The organism is Ramlibacter sp. G4-7, from assembly GCF_057784995.1.
In genome coordinates, this window is the sequence record NZ_JBYNTT010000011.1 from 146,758 (window position 1) to 168,970 (window position 22,213).

Genomic DNA, 22,213 nt, shown 5'->3' on the forward strand with positions numbered 1-22,213 from the left:
GATTCTCTTACACTGGATTCATGGCCAAGGACTTCGACCCGCATCGCCTGGACGTGCAGCGCTTCGCCGAGGAAGGCGCCGTGCTGCAGGCGAGTACCGAACTGCGCGGCTTTACGCGCCTGTCCGGTGAAACCGTCGACGCCGACCCCTCGCTGGCCGTGCACTGGCACGCGCACGGCGAGATGCGCAACCCCAGCCACGTCCAGCCGCAGGTCTGGCTGCACCTGGATGCCGACGCGATCCTGCCCCTGGTGTGCCAGCGTTGCCTGCAGCCGGTGCACCTGCCGGTCGCCGTGGACCGGTCGTTCCGCTTCGTCGGCGACGAGGCCACGGCTGCGGCGCAGGACGACGCGGCGGAAGAGGACCTGCTGGCCCTGTCCCACAGTTTCGACCTGCTGGAGCTGGTCGAGGACGAGCTGCTGATGGAGATGCCGGTCGCGCCGCGCCACGAGGCCTGCCCGGAGCCCGTGAAGATGTCCGCGGCCGACGCGGAGTTCGAGGCGGCGGGGGGCGAACGGGAGAACCCGTTCGCCGTGCTCGGCCGCCTGAAGACGGGGAAGTAGCCTTGGGCTATAATCGCGGGCTTCGCGCCAAGAGCGCGCCTGCCGCTTCGGCAGCGCATGCCACTTGCCGCCCCGACCAACCCAACCACCGGCTGCCTGCTTCGGGCGGCACCAGGATTCCAGGAGCCCCTCATGGCCGTCCAGCAAAACAAGAAGTCGCCTTCCAAGCGCGGCATGCACCGTTCGCACAACGCGCTGACGGTGCCGGGCATCGCAGTCGAGCCCACCACCGGCGAGACGCACCTGCGTCACCACATCAGCCCCAACGGCTTCTACAAGGGCCGCAAGGTGCTGAAGACCAAGAACGACGCCTGAACACGATCCAGGCGAGAGGCCCGGCCGCGCTGCGCGCGCCGGGCCTTTTTCTTGTCGGTTCGGCTCTACAGTTGACGCCATGACGACGACCACCCTGGCTGTCGATTGCATGGGGGGCGACCACGGCCCCGCCGTCACGCTGGCGGCCTGCAGGCAGTTCCTCGAAGCCCATCCCGACGCGCAGCTGCTGCTCGTGGGCGCTCCCGCGGCGCTCGCATCCCTGCAGCATCCGCGTGCCCGTGTCGTGCCCGCCTCCGAGGTGGTCGCGATGGACGACCACGTGGAAGTGGCGCTGCGCAGGAAGAAGGACTCCTCGATGCGCGTGGCCATCCAGCAGGTCAAGGAAGGCCAGGCGCAGGCCGCGGTGTCCGCCGGCAACACCGGCGCGCTGATGGCGCTCGCCCGCTACCTGCTCAAGACCCTGGAAGGCATAGACCGGCCGGCGATCGCGACGCAGCTGCCCAACGCCAAGGGCGAGGCCACCACGGTGCTGGACCTCGGCGCCAACGTGGACTGCACCGAGCTGCACCTGCTGCAGTTCGCCGTGATGGGTTCGGCGCTGGTCTCGGCGATGGAGGGGCACGACAACCCCACCGTGGGCCTGCTGAACATCGGCGAGGAAGTGATCAAGGGCAACGACGTGATCAAGAAAGCCGGCGAGCTGCTGCGCGCGGCGGGCGCGGCCGGCGACCTGAACTACCACGGCAACGTGGAAGGCAACGACATCTTCAAGGGCACGACCGAAATCGTGGTGTGCGACGGCTTCGTCGGCAACGTGATGCTCAAGACGGGCGAAGGCGTGGCCTCGCTGATCTCCGGCTTCCTGAAGGAGGAGTTCGCCCGCAGCGCCCTCACCAAGCTGGCCGCGGTGGTCGCCATGCCCGTCCTCAACGCCCTGAAGCGCCGCGTGGACCACCGCCGCTACAACGGAGCGGCCTTGCTGGGCCTGCGCGGACTGGTGTTCAAGAGCCACGGCTCCGCCGATGCCTTCGCCTTCGAGCAGGCCCTGAACCGCGCGTATGATGCGGCCCGGAACAATCTGCTGGACCGCGTGCAGAGCCGCATCGCGCACGCCCGGCCGCTCCTGGCGAGCGCCGCCGGCGACGCCCCGCTCGAAACCGCCACCAATTGAGAATGAACAGATATTCCCGGATCACGGGCACGGGCAGCTACCTGCCGCCCCGGCGCGTGACCAATGCGGATCTCGCGGTGCAACTGGCCGCAACCGGCGTGGAAACCTCCGACGACTGGATCGTCGAACGCACCGGCATCCGGGCGCGCCACTTCGCCGAACGCGACGTGGGCAGCAGCGACCTGGGCCTGGAGGCGGCGAAACACGCGCTGGAGATGGCCGGCCGCCAGGCCTCCGACATCGACCTCATCATCGTCGCGACGTCCACGCCGGACATGGTCTTCCCCTCGACGGCCACCATCCTGCAGAACAAGCTGGGCGTCGCCGGCTGTCCCGCCTTCGACGTGCAGGCCGTGTGCAGCGGCTTCGTCTACGCGCTCACGGTGGCCGACGCGATGATCCGCACCGGCTCGGCGAGCAAGGCGCTGGTGGTCGGTTCGGAGGTGTTCTCGCGCCTGCTGGATTTCAACGACCGCACCACCTGCGTGCTGTTCGGCGACGGCGCCGGCGCCGTGGTGCTGGAAGCGTCGGATACGCCCGGCATCCTGGCCAGCGACCTGCATGCCGATGGCAAGCACGTGGAGATCCTGTGCGTGCCCGGCGGCGTGTACGGCGGCAAGGTGCACGGCAACCCGCTGCTGCGCATGGACGGCCAGGCCGTCTTCAAGCTCGCCGTGGGCGTGCTGGAGCAGGCCGCGCGCGCGACGCTCGCCAAGGCGGGCAAGACCGAGGCCGACATCGACTGGCTCATCCCGCACCAGGCCAACATCCGCATCATGCAGGGCACGGCCCGCAAGCTGAAGCTGCCGGCGGAAAAGCTGGTGGTCACGGTGGACCAGCATGGCAACACCTCCGCCGCCTCGATCCCGCTGGCGATGGATGCAGCCGTGCGTTCCGGCAAGGTCCGCAAGGGCGACACCCTCATGCTGGAAGGCGTGGGCGGCGGCTTCACCTGGGGCGCGGTCCTGCTGGACTTCTGAAGCCCGCGCGGCTTCGGTCATCACCATAGAGAGACAAGCATGAAACCGTTCGCTTTCGTGTTCCCGGGCCAGGGCTCGCAGGCCGTCGGCATGCTCGATGCGTGGGGGGACCACCCCGCGGTCGCCGAGACGCTGAAGGAAGCTTCGGCGGCGCTGGGCGAGGACGTGGGCGCGCTGATCCGCCAGGGCCCCAAGGAGGCGCTGGCGCTCACCACCAACACCCAGCCCGTGATGCTGGTGGCGGGCATCGCGGCCTACCGCGCCTGGCGCGCCGATGGCGGCGCGGAGCCGGCCGTGGTCGCGGGCCACTCGCTCGGCGAATACACGGCGCTGGTCGCCGCCGGCGCGCTGACGCTGGCCGACGCCGCGCCGCTGGTGCGCTTTCGCGCCCAGGCCATGCAGGAAGCCGTGCCCGTGGGCACCGGCGCCATGGCGGCGATCCTCGGCCTGGAGGCGCAGAAGGTGATCGAAGGCTGCGCCGAGGCCGTTCGCACGTTCGGCACCAACACCGACGAGGTCGTCGAAGCCGTGAACTTCAACGATCCGGCGCAGACCGTGATCGCCGGCAGCAAGGCGGCGGTCGACAAGGCCTGCGAGCTGCTCAAGGGCATGGGCGCCAAGCGCGCGCTGCCGCTGCCGGTGTCCGCGCCCTTCCACTCCAGCCTGATGAAGCCGGCGGCCGAGAAGCTCAGGCAGAAGCTGGCTGCGACGCCGTTGCAGTCCCCCAGGATTGCGGTGGTGAACAACATCGAGGTCCAGGCCGAAAGCGACCCGGACCGCATCCGCGCCGCCCTGTACGAGCAGGCGTTCGGGCCGGTGCGCTGGGTCGAGTGCGTGCGGGCCATCCAGGGCCGCGGCATCGACACCATCATCGAGTGCGGCCCCGGCAAGGTGCTGGCCGGCCTCGCGAAACGCATCGACGGCACGCTCAACGCGGCTTCGATCTACGACCCGGCCACGCTGGCGGAAGCAAAGGGAATGCTGGCATGAGCACCCACATCGACATGCACGGGCAGGTGGCCCTGGTGACCGGCGCTTCGCGCGGCATCGGCGCCGCGATCGCCCACGAACTCGCCGCCCGCGGCCTGAAGGTCATCGGCACCGCGACGAGCGACGAAGGCGCGGAGAAGATCACCCAGGCCTTGTCGCAGTACACCGATTGCAGGGGCGCCCGGCTCGACGTCAACGACGCCAAGGCGGGGGAAGCGCTGGTCGACGCGATCGCCAAGCAGTACGGCGCCTTGCATGTGCTGGTCAACAACGCCGGCATCACCCGGGACCAGCTCGCCATGCGCATGAAGGACGAGGACTGGGACGCGGTCACCGACACCAACCTCAAGGCCGTGTTCCGGATGAGCCGCGCGGTCATGCGCACCATGATGAAGCAGCGCTATGGCCGCATCATCAGCATCACCAGCGTCGTCGGCGCCTCCGGCAACCCCGGCCAGGCCAATTACGCGGCCGCCAAGGCCGGCGTTGCGGGCATGACCCGCGCGCTCGCCCGCGAGCTCGGCAGCCGGGGCATCACCGTCAACTGCGTCGCGCCGGGCTTCATCGAGACCGACATGACGGCCGCCCTGCCGGAAGAGCAGCAGAAAGCCCTGCTGGGCCAGATTCCGCTCGGCCACCTGGGCAAGCCCGCCGACATCGCGCACGCGGTGGCCTGGCTGGCGTCGCCGCAGGCCGGCTACGTCACCGGCCAGGAGATCCACATCAACGGCGGGATGTTCATGGCCTGAACCGGCCATCCGTCCAGCCACCCGGGCACTGCCCAGCCGGACCCTCCGCCCGGCTTAAAATCGCGGATTCACATAAACCCCCAGAGGGAACCCCATGAGCGATATCGAAGCACGTGTCAAGAAAATCATCGCCGAGCAACTCGGCGTGGAAGAGTCCCAGGTCACCAACGAAAAGTCTTTCGTGGCCGACCTCGGCGCCGACTCTCTGGACACGGTGGAACTGGTCATGGCCCTCGAGGACGAGTTCGGCATCGAAATCCCCGATGAAGACGCGGAGAAGATCACGACCGTGCAGAACGCGATCGACTACGCCCAGCAGCACCAGAAGGCCTGAGCCAACATGCGTCGCCGCGTTGTCGTGACGGGACTGGGCTGTGTCTGCCCGGTGGGAAACACCGTCGCCGAGTCCTGGTCCAACCTGCTCGCGGGAAGGAGCGGCATCGACACGGTCACCTCGTTCGATGCCGGCAACCTGTCGGTCCGCTTCGCCGGCGAGGTCAAGGGCTTCAACGTGGCCGACTACATGCCGGAGAAGGAAGCCCGGCACATGGACCGCTTCATCCACCTGGGGCTGGCCGCGGCCGACCAGGCGATCAAGGATGCCGGCCTGCCCTCGGGCGAGCAGCTGTCCCCCGAACTGGCCACGCGCATCGGCGTGAACATCGGCTCGGGCATCGGCGGGCTGCCGATGATCGAGGAGACCCACTCCGAATACGTGAACCGCGGCCCGCGCCGCATTTCGCCGTTCTTCGTGCCCGCGTCGATCATCAACATGATCTCCGGCCACGTCTCGATCCGCCACGGCTTCCAGGGCCCCAACATCGCGGTGGTCACGGCCTGCACGACCGGCCTGCACGCGATCGGCCTGTCGGCGCGCCTCATCGAGGCGGGTGATGCCGACGTCATGGTTGCCGGCGGTGCCGAATCCACGGTGTCGCCGCTGGGCATCGGCGGTTTCGCCGCGGCCCGCGCGCTGTCCACCCGCAACGAGGACCCGAAGACGGCTTCCCGCCCCTGGGACAAGGACCGCGACGGCTTCGTGCTGGGCGAAGGCGGCGGCGTGCTGGTGCTCGAGGAATACGAGCACGCCAAGAAGCGCGGCGCGAAGATCTACGCCGAACTGGCCGGCTTCGGCATGAGCGCCGATGCCTACCACATGACCGCGCCCAACGTGGACGGCCCGCGCCGCTCCATGGCGGCGGCGCTGGTGAATGCCGGCATGAACCCGGACCAGGTGCATTACCTCAACGCGCACGGCACCTCGACGCCCCTGGGCGACGTCAACGAGACCAACGCGATCAAGAACACGCTGGGCGAGCACGCGAAGAAGGTGGTGGTGAACTCCACCAAGTCGATGACCGGCCACCTGCTCGGCGGCGCCGGCGGCATCGAATCCGTCTTCACCGTGCTGGCCATCCACCACCAGAAGAGCCCGCCCACCATCAACATCTTCAACCAGGACCCCGAATGCGACCTGGACTACTGCGCCAACACGGCGCGGGACCTGAAGATCGACGTGGCGCTGAAGAACAACTTCGGCTTCGGCGGCACCAACGGCTCGCTGGTTTTCAAGCGCATCTGAGTTTCCTCCCATGCACGGCGCCCCATCGGTGAGCTACCCGGTGGGGCGCAGTCCGTTCGCGCGCCGGCTGGGCGCCGGCGTGGCCGTCCTCGCCCTGGCCGTGACCGCCGCCTGGTCCTGGCAGGCTCCTTTCGGCTGGCGCCAGGTGGCCGGCTTGGTCACCGTGCTCGTTTGCGCCGCCCTGTCGCACCACGCCTGGCGTCGCTCGCCGGTGGGCAGCCTGTGCTGGGACGGGGTGGGCTGGCGCTGGGAGGAGGGCGGGCGCGTCGCCGCGGGGGCGCCCGAAGCGGCACTGGACCTGCAATCCCGCCTCCTCGTTCGCTGGCGCGGCGAGGGCGGCACGCGCTGGCTGTGGCTGGAGCGCGCGTCGGACGCGTCCCACTGGGACGCGCTTCGGCGTGCGGTATATTCCCGCGCCAGCACGCAAGTGCCTGCTGCCGGCACCCCCCCGGCGGCCGAACAATGAACAAGACGCCCGCCGCTCCCGCGCCTCCCCCTTCCTCCGGCGATACCGACCTGATGCTCGTGCAACGCACGGTCGCGGGCGACCAGAAGGCGTTCGAGTTGCTGGTCCTGAAGTACCAGCGCCGCATCGAGCGCCTGATCGGGCGCATGGTGCGTGACACCGACCTGGTCGAGGACATCGCCCAGGAAACCTTCATCCGCGCCTACCGCGCCCTGTCCCAGTTCCGCGGCGAGGCGCAGTTCTATACCTGGCTGTACCGGATCGCAGTCAACACCGCGAAAAAAGCCCTGGTCGACCTCAAGCGCGATCCGGTGGTTTCCGAAAGCTCCCTGAAGGGCGGCGATGATGACGAAGAAACTTCCGGCGTCGAGAACGAACTAACCTCCGCCGAGACGCCGGAGACGGTGCTGGCGGCCAAGGAAATCGCCCAGACCGTGAACTCTGCCATGGAGGCCCTCCCCGACGAACTGCGCCAGGCAGTCACGTTGCGGGAGATCGAGGGCCTCAGCTACGAAGAGATCGCGGAGGTGATGAATTGCCCGATCGGCACGGTGCGCTCCCGGATCTTCCGGGCGCGCGAGGCGATATCGGCCAAGGTGAAACCCCTGCTGGAAAACCAGTCGGGCAAGCGCTGGTGAAAAGAGGCGCGACATGAATGCGATGGACAAGATGGACAACCAGGAATTGATTTCGGCACTGGCCGACGGGCAGCTGCAGGGCGAGGCCATCGCCCTGGGCGTGCAGGCGGCCGCAGCCGACGCGCAGGGACGCGAGGCCTGGTGTGCCTACCACGTGGTCGGCGAGGTGCTGCGCACCGGGCGCGCGAACACGTGCACCCCGTCCGAGGCCTTCCTGGCGAAGTTGCAGCGCCGGCTGCAGGAAGAACAGGCTGCGGCGCCCGTGGCCGCGGTGCGTGCGGTGCCGGTGGCGCCGCCGCGCGAGGCGGCCAACGACTGGCGCTGGAAGGTCGCGGCCGGCGTCGCCTCGGTGGCCGCCGTGGCGTCGGTGGGCTGGAACATGTGGGGCGCGGGCAGCGGCGGCCAGCCGCAGCTCGCCGCTGCGCCGGCCAGTGCCGCCGTGGTGGAGGCCAGCGCCGCACCCCTGATGCGCGACCCGCGCCTGGACAAGCTGCTGGCCGCGCACCGCCAGCTGGGCGGCGCCACCGCCCTGGGCACGACCTCGGGTTTCCTGCGCAACGCCACCTTCGAGGGGCCCGCACGCTGATGGCGCTGGGCATGCCGCGATTCGCTCCCGGCCCGGCCAGCCTGCGCGTTGCGTACGGCGTGCTGGTCCTGTGGACGGCCACCGCCCTGACGCTGGCGGCGACCCAGGCCGCGGCTGCGCCGCGCGTGGCCGATCCGCGGCCGAGCGACGGCCGTGCCGAGCGCAGCGTAGGCGAGTGGCTGGAGCGCATGCACGACGCCTCGCGCCTGCGCAGCTACATCGGCACCTTCGTGGTTTCCTCCAGCGGGGGCTCGATGTCCAGCGCCCGCATCTGGCACGCCTGCGACGGCCAGCGCCAGGTCGAGCGGGTCGAGAGCCTGACGGGCGAGCGCCGCTCCACCTTCCGCCGCGACGACGAGGTCCTGACCTTCCTGCCCGAGAGCCGGACCGTGCGCAGCGAGCGGCGCGAAGCCCTGGGCATCTTTCCCGAGCTCACCAAGCCGGACGAAGCGACCATTCCCGAGTTCTACACGGCGCGCCGCGTGGGCAGCGACCGCGTGGCCGGCTTCGACGCCGACATCGTGCAGTTGCTGCCCAAGGACGCGCTGCGATTCGGCTACCGGATCTGGAGCGAGAAGAAGAGCGGCCTGGTGGTGAAGCTGCAGACCCTGGACGACGCCGGCCGCGTCCTCGAGCAGGCCGCCTTTTCCGAGCTGCAGCTCGACGCGCCCGTGCGCATGGACCGCCTGATCCGCGAGATGGCCGTGCCCGAGGGCTGGCGCGTGGAAAAACCGCAGGCGGTCAAGACCACCGCGGCGGCGGAGGGATGGGGCCTCAAGTCGGCCATCGCGGGCTTCCGGCCCCAGAACTGCTACAAGCGGCCGTCCGAAGGCGTGCTGCAGTGGATCTTCTCCGATGGCCTGGCCTCGGTGTCGCTGTTCATCGAGGACTACGACCGCGAGCGCCACGTGCAGGAGGGGACCTTCTCCAGCGGGTCCACCAACACCCTGACCCGGCGCATGCAGGACTGGTGGGTCACCGTCGTGGGCGAGGTGCCGCCGCAGACGCTGCGCGCGTTCGCGCTCGGCCTTGAGCGGCGCCGCTGAGGACCCATCTGCTCTTCACCCATGCCGTGCGCGGGTAAATCCGGCCCTTGCGCTGTTCGCTGACGCGCAACTTTACGTTCTGGCCGTATTCTCAGCAGATTCACCGTGTTCCGACCGTCAAGAGAGGTCTCTATGTTCCGCATGGATTCCATCAACCTGCGCAGCTGCGCTCTGGCAATGGCCCTGGCCTTTGCCGGCGCGGCCGCCTTCACCCCGGTGGCTCCGGCGCACGCGCAGTCCGCGCCGCAGCCGCGGTCCCTTCCCGACTTCACCGACCTGGTCGACCAGGTCGGTCCCGCCGTCGTCAACATCCGCACCCTGGAGCGCGGTCGCGCGGGGGCGAGCCGCGGCAGCGGCGACGGGCAGATGGACGAGGAGATGCAGGAGTTCTTCCGGCGCTTCTTCGGCGTGCCCATGCCCAATGCCCCGCGCCAGCCGCGGCCCAACCCGAACGCGCCGCGGGGCGAGCGCGGTGACCGGGGCGACCGCGGCGGCGAGGAGGAGCAGCCGCGCGGCGTCGGCTCGGGCTTCATCCTCACCCCCGACGGCTACGTGATGACGAACGCGCACGTGGTGGACGGGGCCGACGAAGTGCTGGTCACGCTCACCGACAAGCGCGAGTTCAAGGCCAAGATCGTCGGTGCCGACAAGCGCACGGACGTCGCCGTGGTGAAGATCGAGGCCACCGGCCTGCCGGCGGTGCGCGTGGGCGACGTGAGCAAGCTGAAGGTCGGCGAGTGGGTGATGGCCATCGGCTCGCCCTTCGGCCTGGACAACACCGTCACCGCGGGCATCGTCAGCGCCAAGGGCCGCGACACCGGCGACTACTTGCCCTTCATCCAGACCGACGTGGCGATCAACCCCGGCAACTCCGGCGGCCCGCTGATCAACATGCGCGGCGAGGTGGTCGGCATCAACAGCCAGATCTACTCGCGCTCCGGCGGCTTCATGGGCATCTCCTTCGCCATCCCGATCGACGAGGCCAGCCGCGTCGCCGAGCAGCTGCGCGTGAGCGGGCGCGTGCAGCGCGGCCGCATCGGCGTGCAGATCGACCAGGTGACGCGCGACGTGGCCGAGTCCATCGGCCTGGGCCGCCCGCAAGGCGCGCTGGTGCGGAGCGTCGAGACGGGTTCGCCCGCGGACAAGGCGGGCATCGAGGCCGGCGACATCATCACCAAGTTCAACGGCACCTCGATCGAACGCGCCACCGACCTGCCGCGCCTGGTGGGCAACACCAAGCCGGGCAGCAAGGTGAACCTGACGGTGTTCCGCCGCGGCGGCTCGCGCGACATGGGCGTCACCGTTGCCGAGTTAGAGCAGGAGACGGCTGCTGCGGCACGCCCGCGCGGCACGCCGCAGAAGGACGAGACGCCGAAGGCCTCCCCGGCGGCGCAGTCGATCGGCGTGGCGGTGAGTGAGCTCACGGCGACGCAGAAGCGCGAAGCCAAGGTCAAGGGCGGCGTGCGGGTGGACTCGGTGAGCGAAGGCGCGGCCCAGCGCGCGGGCGTACGCGAGGGCGACATCATCGTGGCCATCGGCAACACCGAGATCAACAGCGTCAAGGAGTTCGACGCCGTGGTCGCCAAACTGGACAAGAGCAAGCCCATCCCGGTGTTGCTGCGCCGGGGCGAGCTGGCCAGCTACCTGCTGCTGCGCCCGGCGCGCGGCTGACGCGGTCCAGCGCAAGCAAAGCCCCAGGCCCGTGCAAGGGCTTTGGGGCTTTTTTCCAGGGCTGATCCAAAAACGACAGGCGGCGAAGGATTTTTGGTGAACGGTCGTGCAGGGCTTCAGGTTGGCGCCCGCTCACATCTGGTCGGTCCTAAGAACCGGATTCGGTAGAATCGCCCGCATCGGCCGCTTGCCGCGGCATATCGCAGGGCTCCACCACCACCATGCGGGATGCCGGGCGAGGGCTGGCAGGCAGTCCACAAGTGGCCCACATGTTGTCCTGCCAAGGGCCTTCCCGGATTGTTGAAAACCTGTGTACAGAATGCGAGTTGCGGGTCCGCAACGGCCGAGTCCGAGTCACCCCGTGTCTGTACGCCCGGCGCGTTTTGCCTACAATGAAGCTCCAACTATCGCAGTTGCCATAGATTGTTGGTTCAGGGCGCGTCACCTTCATGACGCGCCCTTTTTTCTTGGTGCGCGGCTTTTGAATCAATCACTTATCCGTTCCCGTTGATGAATCACATCAGAAACTTTTCGATCATCGCGCACATCGACCACGGCAAATCAACGCTCGCCGATCGCCTGATCCAGCGTTGCGGCGGACTCTCCGATCGCGAGATGGAAGAGCAAGTCCTGGACTCGATGGATCTCGAAAAGGAGCGTGGGATAACCATCAAGGCGCAGACCGCTGCGCTCGCCTACAAGGCGCGCGACGGACAGGTCTACAACCTCAATCTGATCGACACGCCGGGACACGTCGACTTCTCCTATGAAGTGAGCCGCTCGCTGTCGGCATGCGAAGGCGCACTGCTCGTCGTCGATGCGAGCCAGGGCGTCGAAGCGCAGACCGTCGCCAACTGCTACACGGCGCTCGACCTCGGCGTCGAGGTGGTGCCCGTCCTGAACAAGATGGACCTGCCGCAGGCCGACCCCGATCGCGCCAAGGAGGAGATCGAGGACGTGATCGGCATCGACGCCGCCGATGCGATCCCGTGTTCCGCCAAGACCGGCATGGGCATCGACGAGATCCTCGAGGCGATCGTCGCGCGCATTCCCGCGCCCAAGGGCAAGCCCGACGCGCCGCTGCGCGCGATGATCATCGACAGCTGGTTCGACAGCTACGTGGGCGTCGTGATGCTCGTGCGCGTGGTCGACGGCCGCCTCGCCAAGGGCGAGCGCATCAAGCTGATGGCGACCGAGGCGACCTACGAGACGACGCAACTCGGCGTGTTCACGCCGGCGAACTCGCCGCGCGACATGCTGCAGGCCGGCGAGGTGGGCTACATCATCGCGGGCATCCGCGAACTGCAGGCCGCCAAGGTCGGCGACACCGTCACGATGGTCAAGGCCGGCACCGGCGGCGCCGCCTTCACCGCGACCGAGCCGCTGCCCGGCTTCAAGGAAGTGCAGCCGCAGGTGTTCGCGGGCCTGTATCCGGTGGAGGCGAACCAGTACGACTCGCTGCGCGACAGCCTGGAGAAGCTCAAGCTCAACGATGCCTCGCTGCACTACGAGCCGGAGGTGAGCCAGGCGCTGGGCTTCGGCTTCCGCTGCGGCTTCCTGGGCCTGCTGCACATGGACATCGTGCAGGAGCGCCTCGAGCGCGAGTTCGACCAGGACCTGATCACCACCGCGCCCAGCGTGGTCTACCAGGTGCTCAAGCCCGACGGCGAAGTGGCGATGGTGGAGAACCCGGCCAAGATGCCGGAGCAGGGCCGCATCCAGGAGATCCGCGAGCCCATCGTCACGGTGCATCTCTACATGCCGCAGGAATACGTCGGCGCGGTGATGACGCTGGCCAACCAGAAGCGCGGCGTGCAGATCAACATGGCCTACCACGGCCGCCAGGTGATGCTCACCTACGAGCTGCCCCTGGGCGAGATCGTGCTGGACTTCTTCGACAAGCTCAAGTCCGTCAGCCGCGGCTACGCCTCCATGGACTACGAGTTCAAGGAGTACCGCGCCTCCGACGTGGTGAAGGTCGACATCCTGCTCAACGGCGAAAAGGTGGACGCGCTGTCCATCATCGTGCACCGCACCCAGGCGCAGTACCGCGGCCGCGCGGTGGTGGCCAAGATGCGCGAGATCATCAGCCGCCAGATGTTCGACGTCGCCATCCAGGCGGCGATCGGCGCCAACGTGATCGCCCGCGAGACGGTCAAGGCGCTGCGCAAGAACGTGCTGGCAAAATGCTACGGCGGCGATATCACCCGCAAGCGCAAGCTGCTCGAAAAACAAAAAGCTGGCAAGAAACGCATGAAGCAGATCGGCTCGGTCGAAGTGCCTCAGGAAGCGTTCCTGGCCATCCTCCAAGTCGAAGAATGATGCCTTTTCTCACCGCCGCGGTCCTCGCGGCCTTCGTCGGTTACGCCGGCGCGTGGTATTTCGAGCTCGTCGAAGGCAACTTCGCCCTGCTGCTGTTCCTGGCGACTATCGTCACCGGCGTGTACTGGATCGCCGAGCGCCTGGTCTACCTGCCCAGGCGCCGGCGCGCCGCCGCGGAGCTGGAGGCGCGTACCGCCGAACGCCGCGCGGCGCTGGATTCGCGCGGCATCGTCGCGGACGACCCGCAGCTGGCCGACGCCAGGCACAGGGTGCTGGCGCAGCCCTGGTGGCTGGACTGGACTGCCGGCCTGTTCCCGGTGATCCTGGCCGTCTTCGTCCTGCGTTCCTTCCTGTTCGAGCCCTTCAAGATCCCCTCGGGCTCGATGATCCCGACGCTGCTCGTGGGCGACCTGATCCTGGTGAACAAGTTCACCTACGGCCTGCGCCTGCCGGTGCTGAACACCAAGCTCACCGAGGGCACGGCGCCCAAGCGCGGCGACGTGATGGTGTTCCGCTACCCGCCCAAACCCTCGCTGGACTACATCAAGCGCGTGGTGGGCGTGCCGGGCGACGAAGTGGCCTACCTGAACAAGAAGCTGACCATCAACGGCCAGCCGGTGCCGCAGTCGCGGCTGCCGGACTACTTCGACCGCGACGCGATGCGCTACTTCAAGCAGTTCGAGGAGAAGCTGGGCGACAAGACCCACCGCCTCCTGAACGACGACGAGCGCCCCGCCTTCGTCCCGGGCGTGGAGGAATTCCGGTTCAAGCAGAATTGCCGCTACAGTGTCGAGGGAGTCGTCTGCAAGGTGCCGGAGGGGCACTACTTCATGATGGGCGACAACCGTGATAATTCACTCGACTCGCGCTACTGGGGTTTCGTGCCGGACCGCAACATCGTGGGCAAGGCCTTCCTGATCTGGATGAACTTCGGGGACTTCAAGCGCATCGGGGCATTCGAATAATAGGACGGAGGGCTTCATGGGACTCAAGTCGCGGCAGGCGGGCGCGTCGCTGCTCACGATCATCTTTTTCCTGGCCGTGCTCGGCGTGCTGGGCGCGATCGGGCTGCAGATCTTTCCATCGGTGCTCGAGTACCAGGCGGCGCTGAAGGCCATCAACAAGGCCAAGGACGAGCCCACCGTCGCGGCAGTGCGCTCGTCCTTCGACAAGGCGGCGGACATCAACAGCATCTCGTCCATCCAGGGCAAGGACCTCACCATCACGAAGAACGGCGACCAGATCCAGGTCTCCTTCGCCTACGAGAAGGAGTTCCACCTGGCCGGGCCGGCCTGGCTGACCATGAAGTACGAGGGGCAATCGCGCCCCGGAAGGTAGTACCCCGAACGTGGCCGACGCGCTCGCGGCGCTGCAGGACCGCCTGCGGCACCGCTTCCAGGACCCCGCCCTGCTGGCGCGGGCCCTCACGCACCGCAGTTTCTCGGCCGACCACAACGAGCGGCTGGAGTTCCTGGGCGACGCCGTCCTCAACCTCTCGGTCGCGGCGCTGCTGTACGGGCGCCTGAAGGACCTGCCGGAGGGCGACCTGTCGCGCGTGCGGGCCAACCTGGTCAAGCAGGAAACGCTGCACCAGCTCGCCGTCGGGCTGGAACTGCCGGGGCTCATCCGGCTGGGCGAGGGCGAGGCGCGTTCCGGCGGCCACAAGAGACCCTCCATCCTAGCCGATGCGCTCGAAGCCGTGATCGGCGCCGTCTACCTCGACGCCGGCTACCCCTCGGCCGAGGCGCTGGTGCACCGGCTCTTCAGCGAGCTGGAGATCAAGCCGGAGATGCAGGCAGCGGCCAAGGATCCCAAGACCGAGCTGCAGGAACTGCTGCAGGGCCGCAAGATGAAGCTGCCGCTGTACCGCGTGGTCGGCACCGTGGGGGCCGCCCACAAGCAGACCTTCGACGTCGAGTGCGAGGTCAGCGAGCTCGGCCTTGCCGAACGCGGCACCGGCGCATCGCGGCGAGCCGGCGAACAGGCCGCCGCAGCCGCTATGCTGCTGGTGTTGAAAACGAAGCTCAAATGAATACCGAAGGCGAGATGGCCGGCCCGGACGAAGACGCCGGCCCGGAGGCCGGCGCCGGCGCCGGCGAGGCCCTTTCCGGCGCGCAGCGCTGCGGACTGGTCGCGATCGTGGGCAAGCCCAACGTGGGCAAGTCCACGCTGCTCAACGCGCTGGTCGGGCAGAAGATCAGCATCACCTCGCGCAAGGCGCAGACCACGCGGCACCGCATCACGGGCGTGCGCACCGAGGGCAGCACGCAGTTCGTGTTCGTCGACACGCCCGGTTTCCAGACCCGCCACGGCTCCGCGCTGAACCGCTCGCTGAACCGCGCCGTGACGGGCGTCGTCGGCGACGTCGACGTGGTGCTGTTCGTGGTGGAGGCGGGCAACTTCACGTTGGGCGACGCCAAGGTCCTGGCGCTGCTCAAGCCGGGCATCCCGGCCATCCTCATCGCCAACAAGCTGGACCTGGTGCACCGCCGCGGCGAGCTCGCGCCCTGGCTGCGCGACATGCAGCAGCGCCATCCTTTCACCGAGTTCATGCCCATCTCGGCCAAGAATGCGAAGGACGTCCAGCGCCTGCTGGAAGTGTGCGCGAAGTACCTGCCGCAGCAGCCCTGGTTCTACGAGGCCGAGGAACTCACGGACAAGAGCGAACGTTTCATGGCCGGCGAGATGGTGCGTGAAAAGCTGTTCCGCCTGACCGGCGACGAGCTGCCTTACACCTCCACGGTGGTCATCGACAAGTTCGAGGAGGAGCCGAGCCCCAAGTTCAAGCGCATGGTGCGCATCGCGGCGACCATCGTGGTCGAGCGTGACAGCCACAAGGCCATGGTGATCGGGGAGGGCGGTGAAAAGCTCAAGCGCATAGGCACCGAGGCCCGCCAGGAGCTCGAGCAGCTGTTCGACGCCAAGGTGTTCCTGCAGATCTTCGTGAAGGTGCGATCGGGCTGGGCCGACGACGAGGCGCGGGTGCGGTCTTTCGGCTATGAATGACCAGATGACCCTGGCGCTGCGCGCCGCGGTGACAGCATGACCCGTCGTTTCGTGATGGAAGCCGCGTAGCGGCCACGTCCTTTCGTCATGGCCACCCGCCGCATCGCCGACGAACCCGCCTTCGTCCTGCACCGCTACGACTGGAGCGAGTCCAGCCTGATCCTGGAAGTGCTCACGCGGCACCACGGCCGCATCGCGGTCGTCGCCAAGGGCGCCAAGAAGCCCAGCTCCAACTTCCGGCCGGTGCTGCTGCCCCTGCAGCCGCTGCACGTGACCTTCGGCGGCGACGCCGAGATCCGCACGCTGAAATCCGCGGAGTGGCTGGGCGGCCAGGTGATGCCCACGGGCGAGGCGCTGCTTTCGGGCTATTACCTCAACGAGCTGCTGCTGCGCCTGCTGGCGCGCGACGATCCGCACCCGCCGCTGTTCGACGTCTACGCCGCCGCCGTGCGCATGCTGGCGACGGACGATCCCCTGACCCTGCAGCCCGCCCTGCGGGCCTTCGAGCTGCTGCTGCTGCGCGAGATCGGCCTGCTGCCGACGCTGGACGCGCAGACCGGCACGCTGGCGCGCCTGGACCCCACGCAGCGCTACAGCCTGCGCGCGGAAGGCGGGCTGGTCGAGGCGGAAGAGGGCGACGAGCGTGGCAGCCTGGAAGGCGCGCAGTGGCTCGCGCTGCAGCAGGCGCTGGACGACCCGGCGCCTTTCCATGCCACCTTGCGGCAGGTCGCGGGCATGGGCGAGCTCAAGCCGCAACTGCGCGTCCTGCTGCACTACCATTGCGGCGTCTCGACCCTGCGCACGCGGCAACTGATGATGGATCTCCAAGCCCTATGAACACCGCGCTGTCCGTCAACCTGAACAAGGTCGCGCTGGTGCGCAACACGCGCCACCTGGGCATCCCCAGCGTCACGCGCGCGGCCGTCCTGTGCCTGCAGTCCGGCGCGCACGGCATCACCGTGCACCCGCGGCCGGATGCCCGCCACATCCGCGCGCACGACGTGCGGGAGCTGCACGCCCTGCTGAAGAAGGACTGGCCGCGGGCCGAGTTCAACATCGAGGGCAATCCCTTCCACAACCTGATGGACTTCGTGCGCGAGCTGCGCCCGCACCAGTGCACCTTCGTTCCGGACAGCGAGGGCCAGTTCACCAGCGACCATGGCTGGGACCTGGAGAAGGACGGCGAGCGCGTGAAGCCCCTGATCGCCGAAGCCAAGTCGCTGGGCGTGCGGGTGAGCCTGTTCATGGACGCCGACCCGCGCGCGATCCCCTTCGCCAAGACCGTCGGTGCCGATCGCGTGGAGCTGTACACCGAGCCCTATGCCGCGGCCTGGGGCACCACCCACCAGGGCGAGCAGCTGCGCCGCTTCGCCGCGGCCGCGCAGGCGGCGCATGCGTGCGGCCTGGGCGTCAACGCGGGCCACGACCTCAGCCGCGCCAACCTGCCGGATTTCCTGCGCGCGGTGCCCAGCGTGCTGGAGGTCTCCATCGGCCATGCCCTGGTTGCCGACGCCCTGGAGCTGGGCTATGCCGCCACGGTGCGGGCCTACCTTGCGGCGATCCAGGGTGCGCGCATGGGCGGCTTCGACCAGTGATCTACGGGATAGGCACCGACATCTGCGACGTGCGGCGCATCCGCGCGTCCCTGGAGCGCCACGGCGACCGCTTCGCGCACAAGATCCTCAGCGAAGGCGAATTCGCCACCTGGAAAGCGCGCAGCGCGCGCTGGCCCGAGCGCGGCGTGCGCTACCTCGCCACGCGCTTCTCGGCCAAGGAAGCCTTCAGCAAGGCCGTGGGGCTGGGCATGCGCATGCCCATGACCTGGCGTTCCTGCGAAGTTGGCAAGCTGGCGAGCGGCAAGCCCGTCATCGTGCTGCACGGCGAACTCAAGGACTGGTGCGAGGCGAAGGGGCTCAGCGCCCTGGTGACCGTCACCGACGAAAGCGACTACGCGGCGAGCTTCGTGGTCGTCGAACAGAAAGAGAAGAAGCAATGAGTGAACATGCACCGGTGATCATCGACGTCGCCGGCCTGGCCCTGTCCGCCAACGACCGCCGCCGCCTGGCGCACCCGCTGGTGGGCGGCATGATCCTGTTCGGCCGCAACTGGCAGGACCGCGAGCAGCTCGCCGCCCTGTGCGCCGAGATCAAGGCGGTCCGCCCCGACCTGCTGATCTCGGTGGACCACGAGGGCGGGCGCGTGCAGCGCTTCCGCACCGACGGCTTCACCCACCTGCCGCCCATGCGCCGCTTCGGGGAGATGTGGCTGCGGCACGGTGGCCGCGAGGGCGAAGCCGCGATGCAGGCGATGGCTGCTGCCACGGGCGCGGGCTACGTGCTCGGCGCCGAGCTGCGCGCCTGCGGCGTGGACTTCAGCTTCACGCCGGTGCTGGACCTGGACTACGGCGCCAGCTCGGTGATCGGCGACCGCGCCTTCCACCGCGACCCGCGCATCACCACCATGCTGGCGCGCTGCCTGATGCAGGGCCTGCTGCAGGCCGGCGTGGCCAACTGCGGCAAGCATTTCCCCGGCCATGGCTATGTGCGCGCCGACTCGCACCTGGAAATTCCGCAAGACGAGCGCTCCCTGGAGGAAATCCTGCTGGACGACGCGATCCCTTACGAGTGGCTGGACACGACGCTGACCAGCGTGATGCCCGCCCACGTCATCTACAGCCGCGTGGACGCGCTGCCGGCGGGCTTCTCGCCGCGCTGGCTGCAGGACATCCTGCGCGAGCAGCTGCAGTTCCAGGGCGCGATCTTCAGCGACGACCTGAGCATGGTGGGCGCGCGCAAGATCGAAGGCCGCGACGTCACCTTCACCGAGGCCGCCGTCGCCGCGCTGAATGCCGGCTGCGACATGGTCCTGCTGTGCAACGAGTCCGTGAACAGCCCCGGCGGCGAATCGATCGACGAGATGCTCGAGCAGCTGGACGCGGCCCTGGAGCGCGGCGAGTGGACGATCAGCGAAATGAGCGAGCACCGCCGCCTCGCCCTGCTGCCCTGCGGCCCGTCCATCACCTGGGACGCCCTGATGACGGAGCCGCGCTACATGCGCGCGCTGTCGCTGCTGCCCTGAGGGCCGTCCGGCCCCTTAGCCTTCCCGGCGCAGCGCCGGGAACAGGATGATGTCGCGGATGCTGGGGCTGTCGGTCAGCAGCATCATCAGGCGGTCGATGCCGATGCCGCAGCCGCCCGCGGGCGGCATGCCGTATTCCAGCGCGCGGATGAAGTCGTGGTCGAAGAACATGGCTTCGTCGTCGCCCGCGTCCTTGGCCTGCACCTGCGCCTGGAAGCGCGCGGCCTGGTCCTCGGCGTCGTTGAGCTCGGAGAAGCCGTTGGCGATCTCGCGCCCGGTGATGTACAGCTCGAAGCGTTCGGTCACCTCGGGCCGCTCGTCGTTGGCACGCGCCAGCGGCGAGATCTCGGTCGGGTGTTCCATGATGAAGGTGGGCTGCCAGAGCTTCTCCTCCACCTTCTCCTCGAAGTACATCACCTGCAGCGAGGCCAGCGAGCGCGCGGACAGGCGGTCCTTCTCCTCCGACAGGCCCAGCTTGCGCAGCTGCTGCACCAGCCAGTCCCGGTTGCCCACGTTGTCGCCGGCGTCGCTGTGCTTCACGATCGCCTCGGGAATGGTCAGGCGCTCGAACGGCATGGACAGGTCCACTTCCTTGCCCGCATACGTGAGCTGCAGCTTGCCGACTGCCTTCTGCGCCGCATCGCGCAGCAGGTCCTCGGTGAAGTCCATCAGGTCGCGGTAGTTCCAGTAGGCCGCGTAGAACTCCATCATGGTGAACTCGGGGTTGTGGCGCACCGAGATGCCTTCGTTGCGGAAGTTCCGGTTGATCTCGAACACCCGCTCGAAGCCGCCCACCAGCAGGCGCTTGAGAAAGAGCTCCGGCGCGATGCGCAGGTACATCTCCTGGTCCAGCGCGTTGTGGTGGGTGATGAAGGGCTTGGCGTTGGCGCCGCCGGGGATGGGGTGGAGCATGGGCGTCTCCACTTCCAGGAAGCCCGCCTGCACCATGAAGTCGCGGATGCCTGACAGCGCCTTGCTGCGCGCGACGAAGCGCTTGCGCGCCTCCTCGTCCATCATCAGGTCGACGTAGCGCTGGCGGTACTTCTGCTCCTGGTCGGTCATGCCGTGGAACTTGTCCGGCATGGGGCGCAGGCTCTTGGTCAGCATGCGCACCGACGTGGCGTGCAGCGACAGCTCGCCGGTGCGCGTCTTGAACAGCTTGCCCTCGGCGCCGACGATGTCGCCCAGGTCCCAGTGCTTGAACGCGGCGTAGGCTTCCTCGCCCACGGCGTCGCGCGTGACGTAGATCTGGATCCGCCCGGACTGGTCCTGCAGCGTGGCGAAACTGGCCTTGCCCATCACGCGCTTGAGCATCATGCGGCCGGCGACCCGGGCGGTGCTGCCCTCGGCCTCCAGCTGTTCGGCCGCCTTCGCGCCGTGCGTGGCGTGCAGCTGGGAGGCGTGCACCTCCGGCTTGAAATCGTTCGGGAAGGCCGGGCCGGCGCCCTGGCGGTGCGCCTCGCGCAGGGCCTTGAGCTTTTCGCGGCGTTCGGCGATCAGCTGGTTCTCGTCGGTGGGCGGGGTGGTCTGGTCTTGGGACATGTCCGGGCGCCCTGGGCGCGGCTGGGGGCGAAACCCTCGATTGTAGGTTTCGCCCGGGTGCTCGGCCGTCGGCACGGATAATCCGGCCCCATGTTCCTGAAGGCCGGCGCCGTTTCCCTTGCCCTCCTGCTCGCCAGCCGCCTGCTGGGGCTGGTGCGCGAATCGGTGCAGGCCGCGGCCTTCGGTGCCAGCGGCATGGGGGACGTGGCGGTCCTGATGCTGACCCTGCCGGACCTGGTGGCCACCATCCTCGCGAGCGGGGCGCTGGCCTACGTGCTGCTGCCGCTGTGGTCGCACGAGGATGGCGCGCGCATCGCGGCCAGCCAGCGCCGGGTGGCGCGCTGGCTCCTGGTGGGCGGAATCGTGCTGGCGGCGGTGCTTGTGCTGGCCCAGCAGCCGGTCGTGCGCTGGCTGGCGGGCGGGCTGCCCCCGTCCCTGCAAGCGCTGGCGGGGACGGGTCTCGCCTGGGGCGCTGCGGGCTTGCCGCTGGCGCTGCTGGCCACCTTGTGGATGACCCGGCTGCAACACGAACGGGACCTCACGGGCATGTACGCCTCCAACCTGGTCGTGAACGGGGTGCTGATCGCCACGCTGGCGGTGGTGGTGTCCGGCGTGAAGGCCCCGCGCCTGGAGGTGCTGGTGCTGGGGCTGGGCCTTCTCACCGCGATGGGCGCGCGCCTGAGCTGGCTGCACTGGCGGCAGCGGCCCTTCCAGATGGCGTTGGACGCTGTTTTCGTTGCCCTGCCGACGCCCTCCGTGTGGCTGTGGGCCGTCGCCGCCGCGGGCCTGCCGCTCGCGCTGCCTTTCGCGGCGCGTTCGCTCGCCGCGCAGCAAGCGGCCGGTGCGCTGGCCACCTTCAACTACGCGTGGAAGCTGGTCGAACTTCCCCTGGTCCTCGCGATCCAGCTGGTGGGGACGCTGGCGCTCGGGCCGATCGTGCATGCGCTGCGCGGCGGCACGAGCATGGAAGCCGCCGCGATGATGCGGCGGGGATTCGCCCTGGCCTGGGCGCTCGCTTGCGCCTGCGCGGCGGGCCTGCTGGTCGCCGCCCCCGCCATCGCGCAGCTGCTTTTCGGCTGGGGCCGCATGCAGCCGCAGGCCCTGGAGGACGTGGCGCACTGGGGGCGCATCGGCGCCTGGAGCCTGCCCGCGCAGGCGCTGATCACCATCGCCATGGCGGCGCTCGCCGCGCAGGAGCGTTTGCGCATTGCCGTGGTCGCCTACGGCGCCGCCCTCGCGATCCTGCTCGTGGCGGCGCGGGGGAGCGGCGCGACCCTGATGGCCTGGCTGGTCGCGCTCTCTGCCGTGATCGCGCTCGTCTTGCTGCGTGCCGTACGCCCGGCATCCCGGGGCTGGATGCCATGGCCGGCGCTCGGCGCAGCCGGTGGCGTGCTGCTCGCGGTGCAGCTCGTCCTGCTCGTCGCCGGACGCCCAGCGGCAGCCGCCTCGCAATGGGCGGCCGCGATCGTCGCGGCTGTCGCGGTGTTCGGCGCAGCCTGGCTCGCCAGCAGGGACCTGCGTTCCTCCCTCGCGCGATAATCCCGGTG

Annotated in this window: 24 protein-coding genes; 23 read left to right on the forward strand and 1 reads right to left on the reverse strand. The window is 68.7% G+C overall.

The annotated features are described in order from the left end of the window. Positions 1-20 precede the first annotated feature (20 nt). The 22 genes from AC3EGR_RS16695 to nagZ all read left to right on the forward strand — a co-directional run bounded on the left by AC3EGR_RS16695 (position 21) and on the right by nagZ (position 19,124). A complete protein-coding gene (locus AC3EGR_RS16695; RefSeq protein ID WP_488547631.1) occupies positions 21-563 on the forward strand; it encodes a YceD family protein in 543 nt (180 codons plus the stop codon). Positions 564-695: 132 nt separating this feature from the next. Next, a complete protein-coding gene (gene rpmF, locus AC3EGR_RS16700) occupies positions 696-878 on the forward strand; it encodes a 50S ribosomal protein L32 (protein WP_187074695.1) in 183 nt (60 codons plus the stop codon). Positions 879-957: 79 nt separating this feature from the next. Beyond that, complete coding sequence (gene plsX / locus AC3EGR_RS16705) at positions 958-2,010, forward strand: phosphate acyltransferase PlsX (protein ID WP_488547632.1); 1,053 nt, start codon at positions 958-960, stop codon at positions 2,008-2,010. A 2-nt stretch (positions 2,011-2,012) separates the two neighbouring features. Beyond that, positions 2,013-2,990: a beta-ketoacyl-ACP synthase III gene (locus tag AC3EGR_RS16710; protein ID WP_488547633.1), complete on the forward strand. Its 978-nt coding sequence runs from the start codon at positions 2,013-2,015 to the stop codon at positions 2,988-2,990. 39 nt (positions 2,991-3,029) lie between these two features. Beyond that, positions 3,030-3,980 (forward strand): ACP S-malonyltransferase, encoded by a 951-nt coding sequence (gene fabD / locus AC3EGR_RS16715; RefSeq protein WP_488547634.1) that lies wholly within the window; start codon positions 3,030-3,032, stop codon positions 3,978-3,980. Then, the gene (fabG, locus tag AC3EGR_RS16720) at positions 3,977-4,729 is read left to right on the forward strand and encodes a 3-oxoacyl-ACP reductase FabG (protein ID WP_488547635.1); all 753 of its coding nucleotides are present in this window, start codon (positions 3,977-3,979) and stop codon (positions 4,727-4,729) included. The genes fabD and fabG overlap by 4 nt, the downstream gene beginning before the upstream one ends. 94 nt (positions 4,730-4,823) lie before the next feature. Further along, a complete protein-coding gene (acpP, locus tag AC3EGR_RS16725; protein ID WP_488547636.1) occupies positions 4,824-5,063 on the forward strand; it encodes an acyl carrier protein in 240 nt (79 codons plus the stop codon). 6 nt (positions 5,064-5,069) lie between these two features. Further along, positions 5,070-6,311 carry a beta-ketoacyl-ACP synthase II gene (gene fabF, locus AC3EGR_RS16730; protein ID WP_488547637.1) on the forward strand — a complete coding sequence of 414 codons (1,242 nt, stop codon included), beginning with the start codon at positions 5,070-5,072 and terminating at the stop codon, positions 6,309-6,311. 10 nt (positions 6,312-6,321) lie between these two features. Continuing rightward, positions 6,322-6,777 (forward strand): hypothetical protein, encoded by a 456-nt coding sequence (locus AC3EGR_RS16735; RefSeq protein WP_488547638.1) that lies wholly within the window; start codon positions 6,322-6,324, stop codon positions 6,775-6,777. Continuing rightward, the gene (rpoE, locus tag AC3EGR_RS16740; RefSeq protein WP_488547639.1) at positions 6,774-7,415 is read left to right on the forward strand and encodes an RNA polymerase sigma factor RpoE; all 642 of its coding nucleotides are present in this window, start codon (positions 6,774-6,776) and stop codon (positions 7,413-7,415) included. Before AC3EGR_RS16735 ends, rpoE begins: the two co-directional genes overlap by 4 nt. Positions 7,416-7,428: 13 nt before the next feature. Further along, on the forward strand, positions 7,429-8,001 hold the full coding sequence (locus tag AC3EGR_RS16745; protein WP_488547640.1) for an RseA family anti-sigma factor: 573 nt from the start codon (positions 7,429-7,431) through the stop codon (positions 7,999-8,001). Positions 8,002-8,012: 11 nt separating this feature from the next. Beyond that, the gene (locus AC3EGR_RS16750) at positions 8,013-9,047 is read left to right on the forward strand and encodes a MucB/RseB C-terminal domain-containing protein (protein ID WP_488547641.1); all 1,035 of its coding nucleotides are present in this window, start codon (positions 8,013-8,015) and stop codon (positions 9,045-9,047) included. 132 nt (positions 9,048-9,179) lie between these two features. Continuing rightward, complete coding sequence (locus AC3EGR_RS16755) at positions 9,180-10,718, forward strand: DegQ family serine endoprotease (protein ID WP_488547642.1); 1,539 nt, start codon at positions 9,180-9,182, stop codon at positions 10,716-10,718. 510 nt (positions 10,719-11,228) lie between these two features. After that, complete coding sequence (gene lepA, locus AC3EGR_RS16760; RefSeq protein ID WP_488547643.1) at positions 11,229-13,040, forward strand: translation elongation factor 4; 1,812 nt, start codon at positions 11,229-11,231, stop codon at positions 13,038-13,040. Then, positions 13,040-14,005 (forward strand): signal peptidase I, encoded by a 966-nt coding sequence (lepB, locus tag AC3EGR_RS16765; RefSeq protein ID WP_488547678.1) that lies wholly within the window; start codon positions 13,040-13,042, stop codon positions 14,003-14,005. Before lepA ends, lepB begins: the two co-directional genes overlap by 1 nt. Before the next feature lie 16 nt (positions 14,006-14,021). Further along, positions 14,022-14,378: a DUF4845 domain-containing protein gene (locus AC3EGR_RS16770; RefSeq protein WP_488547644.1), complete on the forward strand. Its 357-nt coding sequence runs from the start codon at positions 14,022-14,024 to the stop codon at positions 14,376-14,378. Positions 14,379-14,388: 10 nt separating this feature from the next. Next, complete coding sequence (rnc, locus tag AC3EGR_RS16775; RefSeq protein ID WP_488547645.1) at positions 14,389-15,072, forward strand: ribonuclease III; 684 nt, start codon at positions 14,389-14,391, stop codon at positions 15,070-15,072. After that, positions 15,069-16,046 carry a GTPase Era gene (era, locus tag AC3EGR_RS16780; protein ID WP_488547646.1) on the forward strand — a complete coding sequence of 326 codons (978 nt, stop codon included), beginning with the start codon at positions 15,069-15,071 and terminating at the stop codon, positions 16,044-16,046. Before rnc ends, era begins: the two co-directional genes overlap by 4 nt. Before the next feature lie 87 nt (positions 16,047-16,133). Continuing rightward, positions 16,134-16,883 (forward strand): DNA repair protein RecO, encoded by a 750-nt coding sequence (recO, locus tag AC3EGR_RS16785; RefSeq protein ID WP_488547647.1) that lies wholly within the window; start codon positions 16,134-16,136, stop codon positions 16,881-16,883. Continuing rightward, positions 16,880-17,641, forward strand: coding sequence for a pyridoxine 5'-phosphate synthase (locus tag AC3EGR_RS16790; protein ID WP_488547648.1), 762 nt, complete (start codon positions 16,880-16,882; stop codon positions 17,639-17,641). Before recO ends, AC3EGR_RS16790 begins: the two co-directional genes overlap by 4 nt. Next, positions 17,638-18,042 carry a holo-ACP synthase gene (acpS, locus tag AC3EGR_RS16795; protein ID WP_488547649.1) on the forward strand — a complete coding sequence of 135 codons (405 nt, stop codon included), beginning with the start codon at positions 17,638-17,640 and terminating at the stop codon, positions 18,040-18,042. Before AC3EGR_RS16790 ends, acpS begins: the two co-directional genes overlap by 4 nt. Beyond that, complete coding sequence (nagZ, locus tag AC3EGR_RS16800) at positions 18,039-19,124, forward strand: beta-N-acetylhexosaminidase (RefSeq protein WP_488547650.1); 1,086 nt, start codon at positions 18,039-18,041, stop codon at positions 19,122-19,124. Before acpS ends, nagZ begins: the two co-directional genes overlap by 4 nt. Before the next feature lie 15 nt (positions 19,125-19,139). Here nagZ and lysS read toward each other — a convergent pair whose 3' ends face one another. Beyond that, on the reverse strand, positions 19,140-20,666 hold the full coding sequence (gene lysS, locus AC3EGR_RS16805) for a lysine--tRNA ligase (protein ID WP_488547651.1): 1,527 nt from the start codon (positions 20,664-20,666) through the stop codon (positions 19,140-19,142). A 90-nt stretch (positions 20,667-20,756) separates the two neighbouring features. Here lysS and AC3EGR_RS16810 point away from each other — a divergent pair, with 90 nt between their 5' ends. Then, on the forward strand, positions 20,757-22,205 hold the full coding sequence (locus AC3EGR_RS16810; protein ID WP_488547652.1) for a lipid II flippase MurJ: 1,449 nt from the start codon (positions 20,757-20,759) through the stop codon (positions 22,203-22,205). Positions 22,206-22,213: the final 8 nt, after the last annotated feature.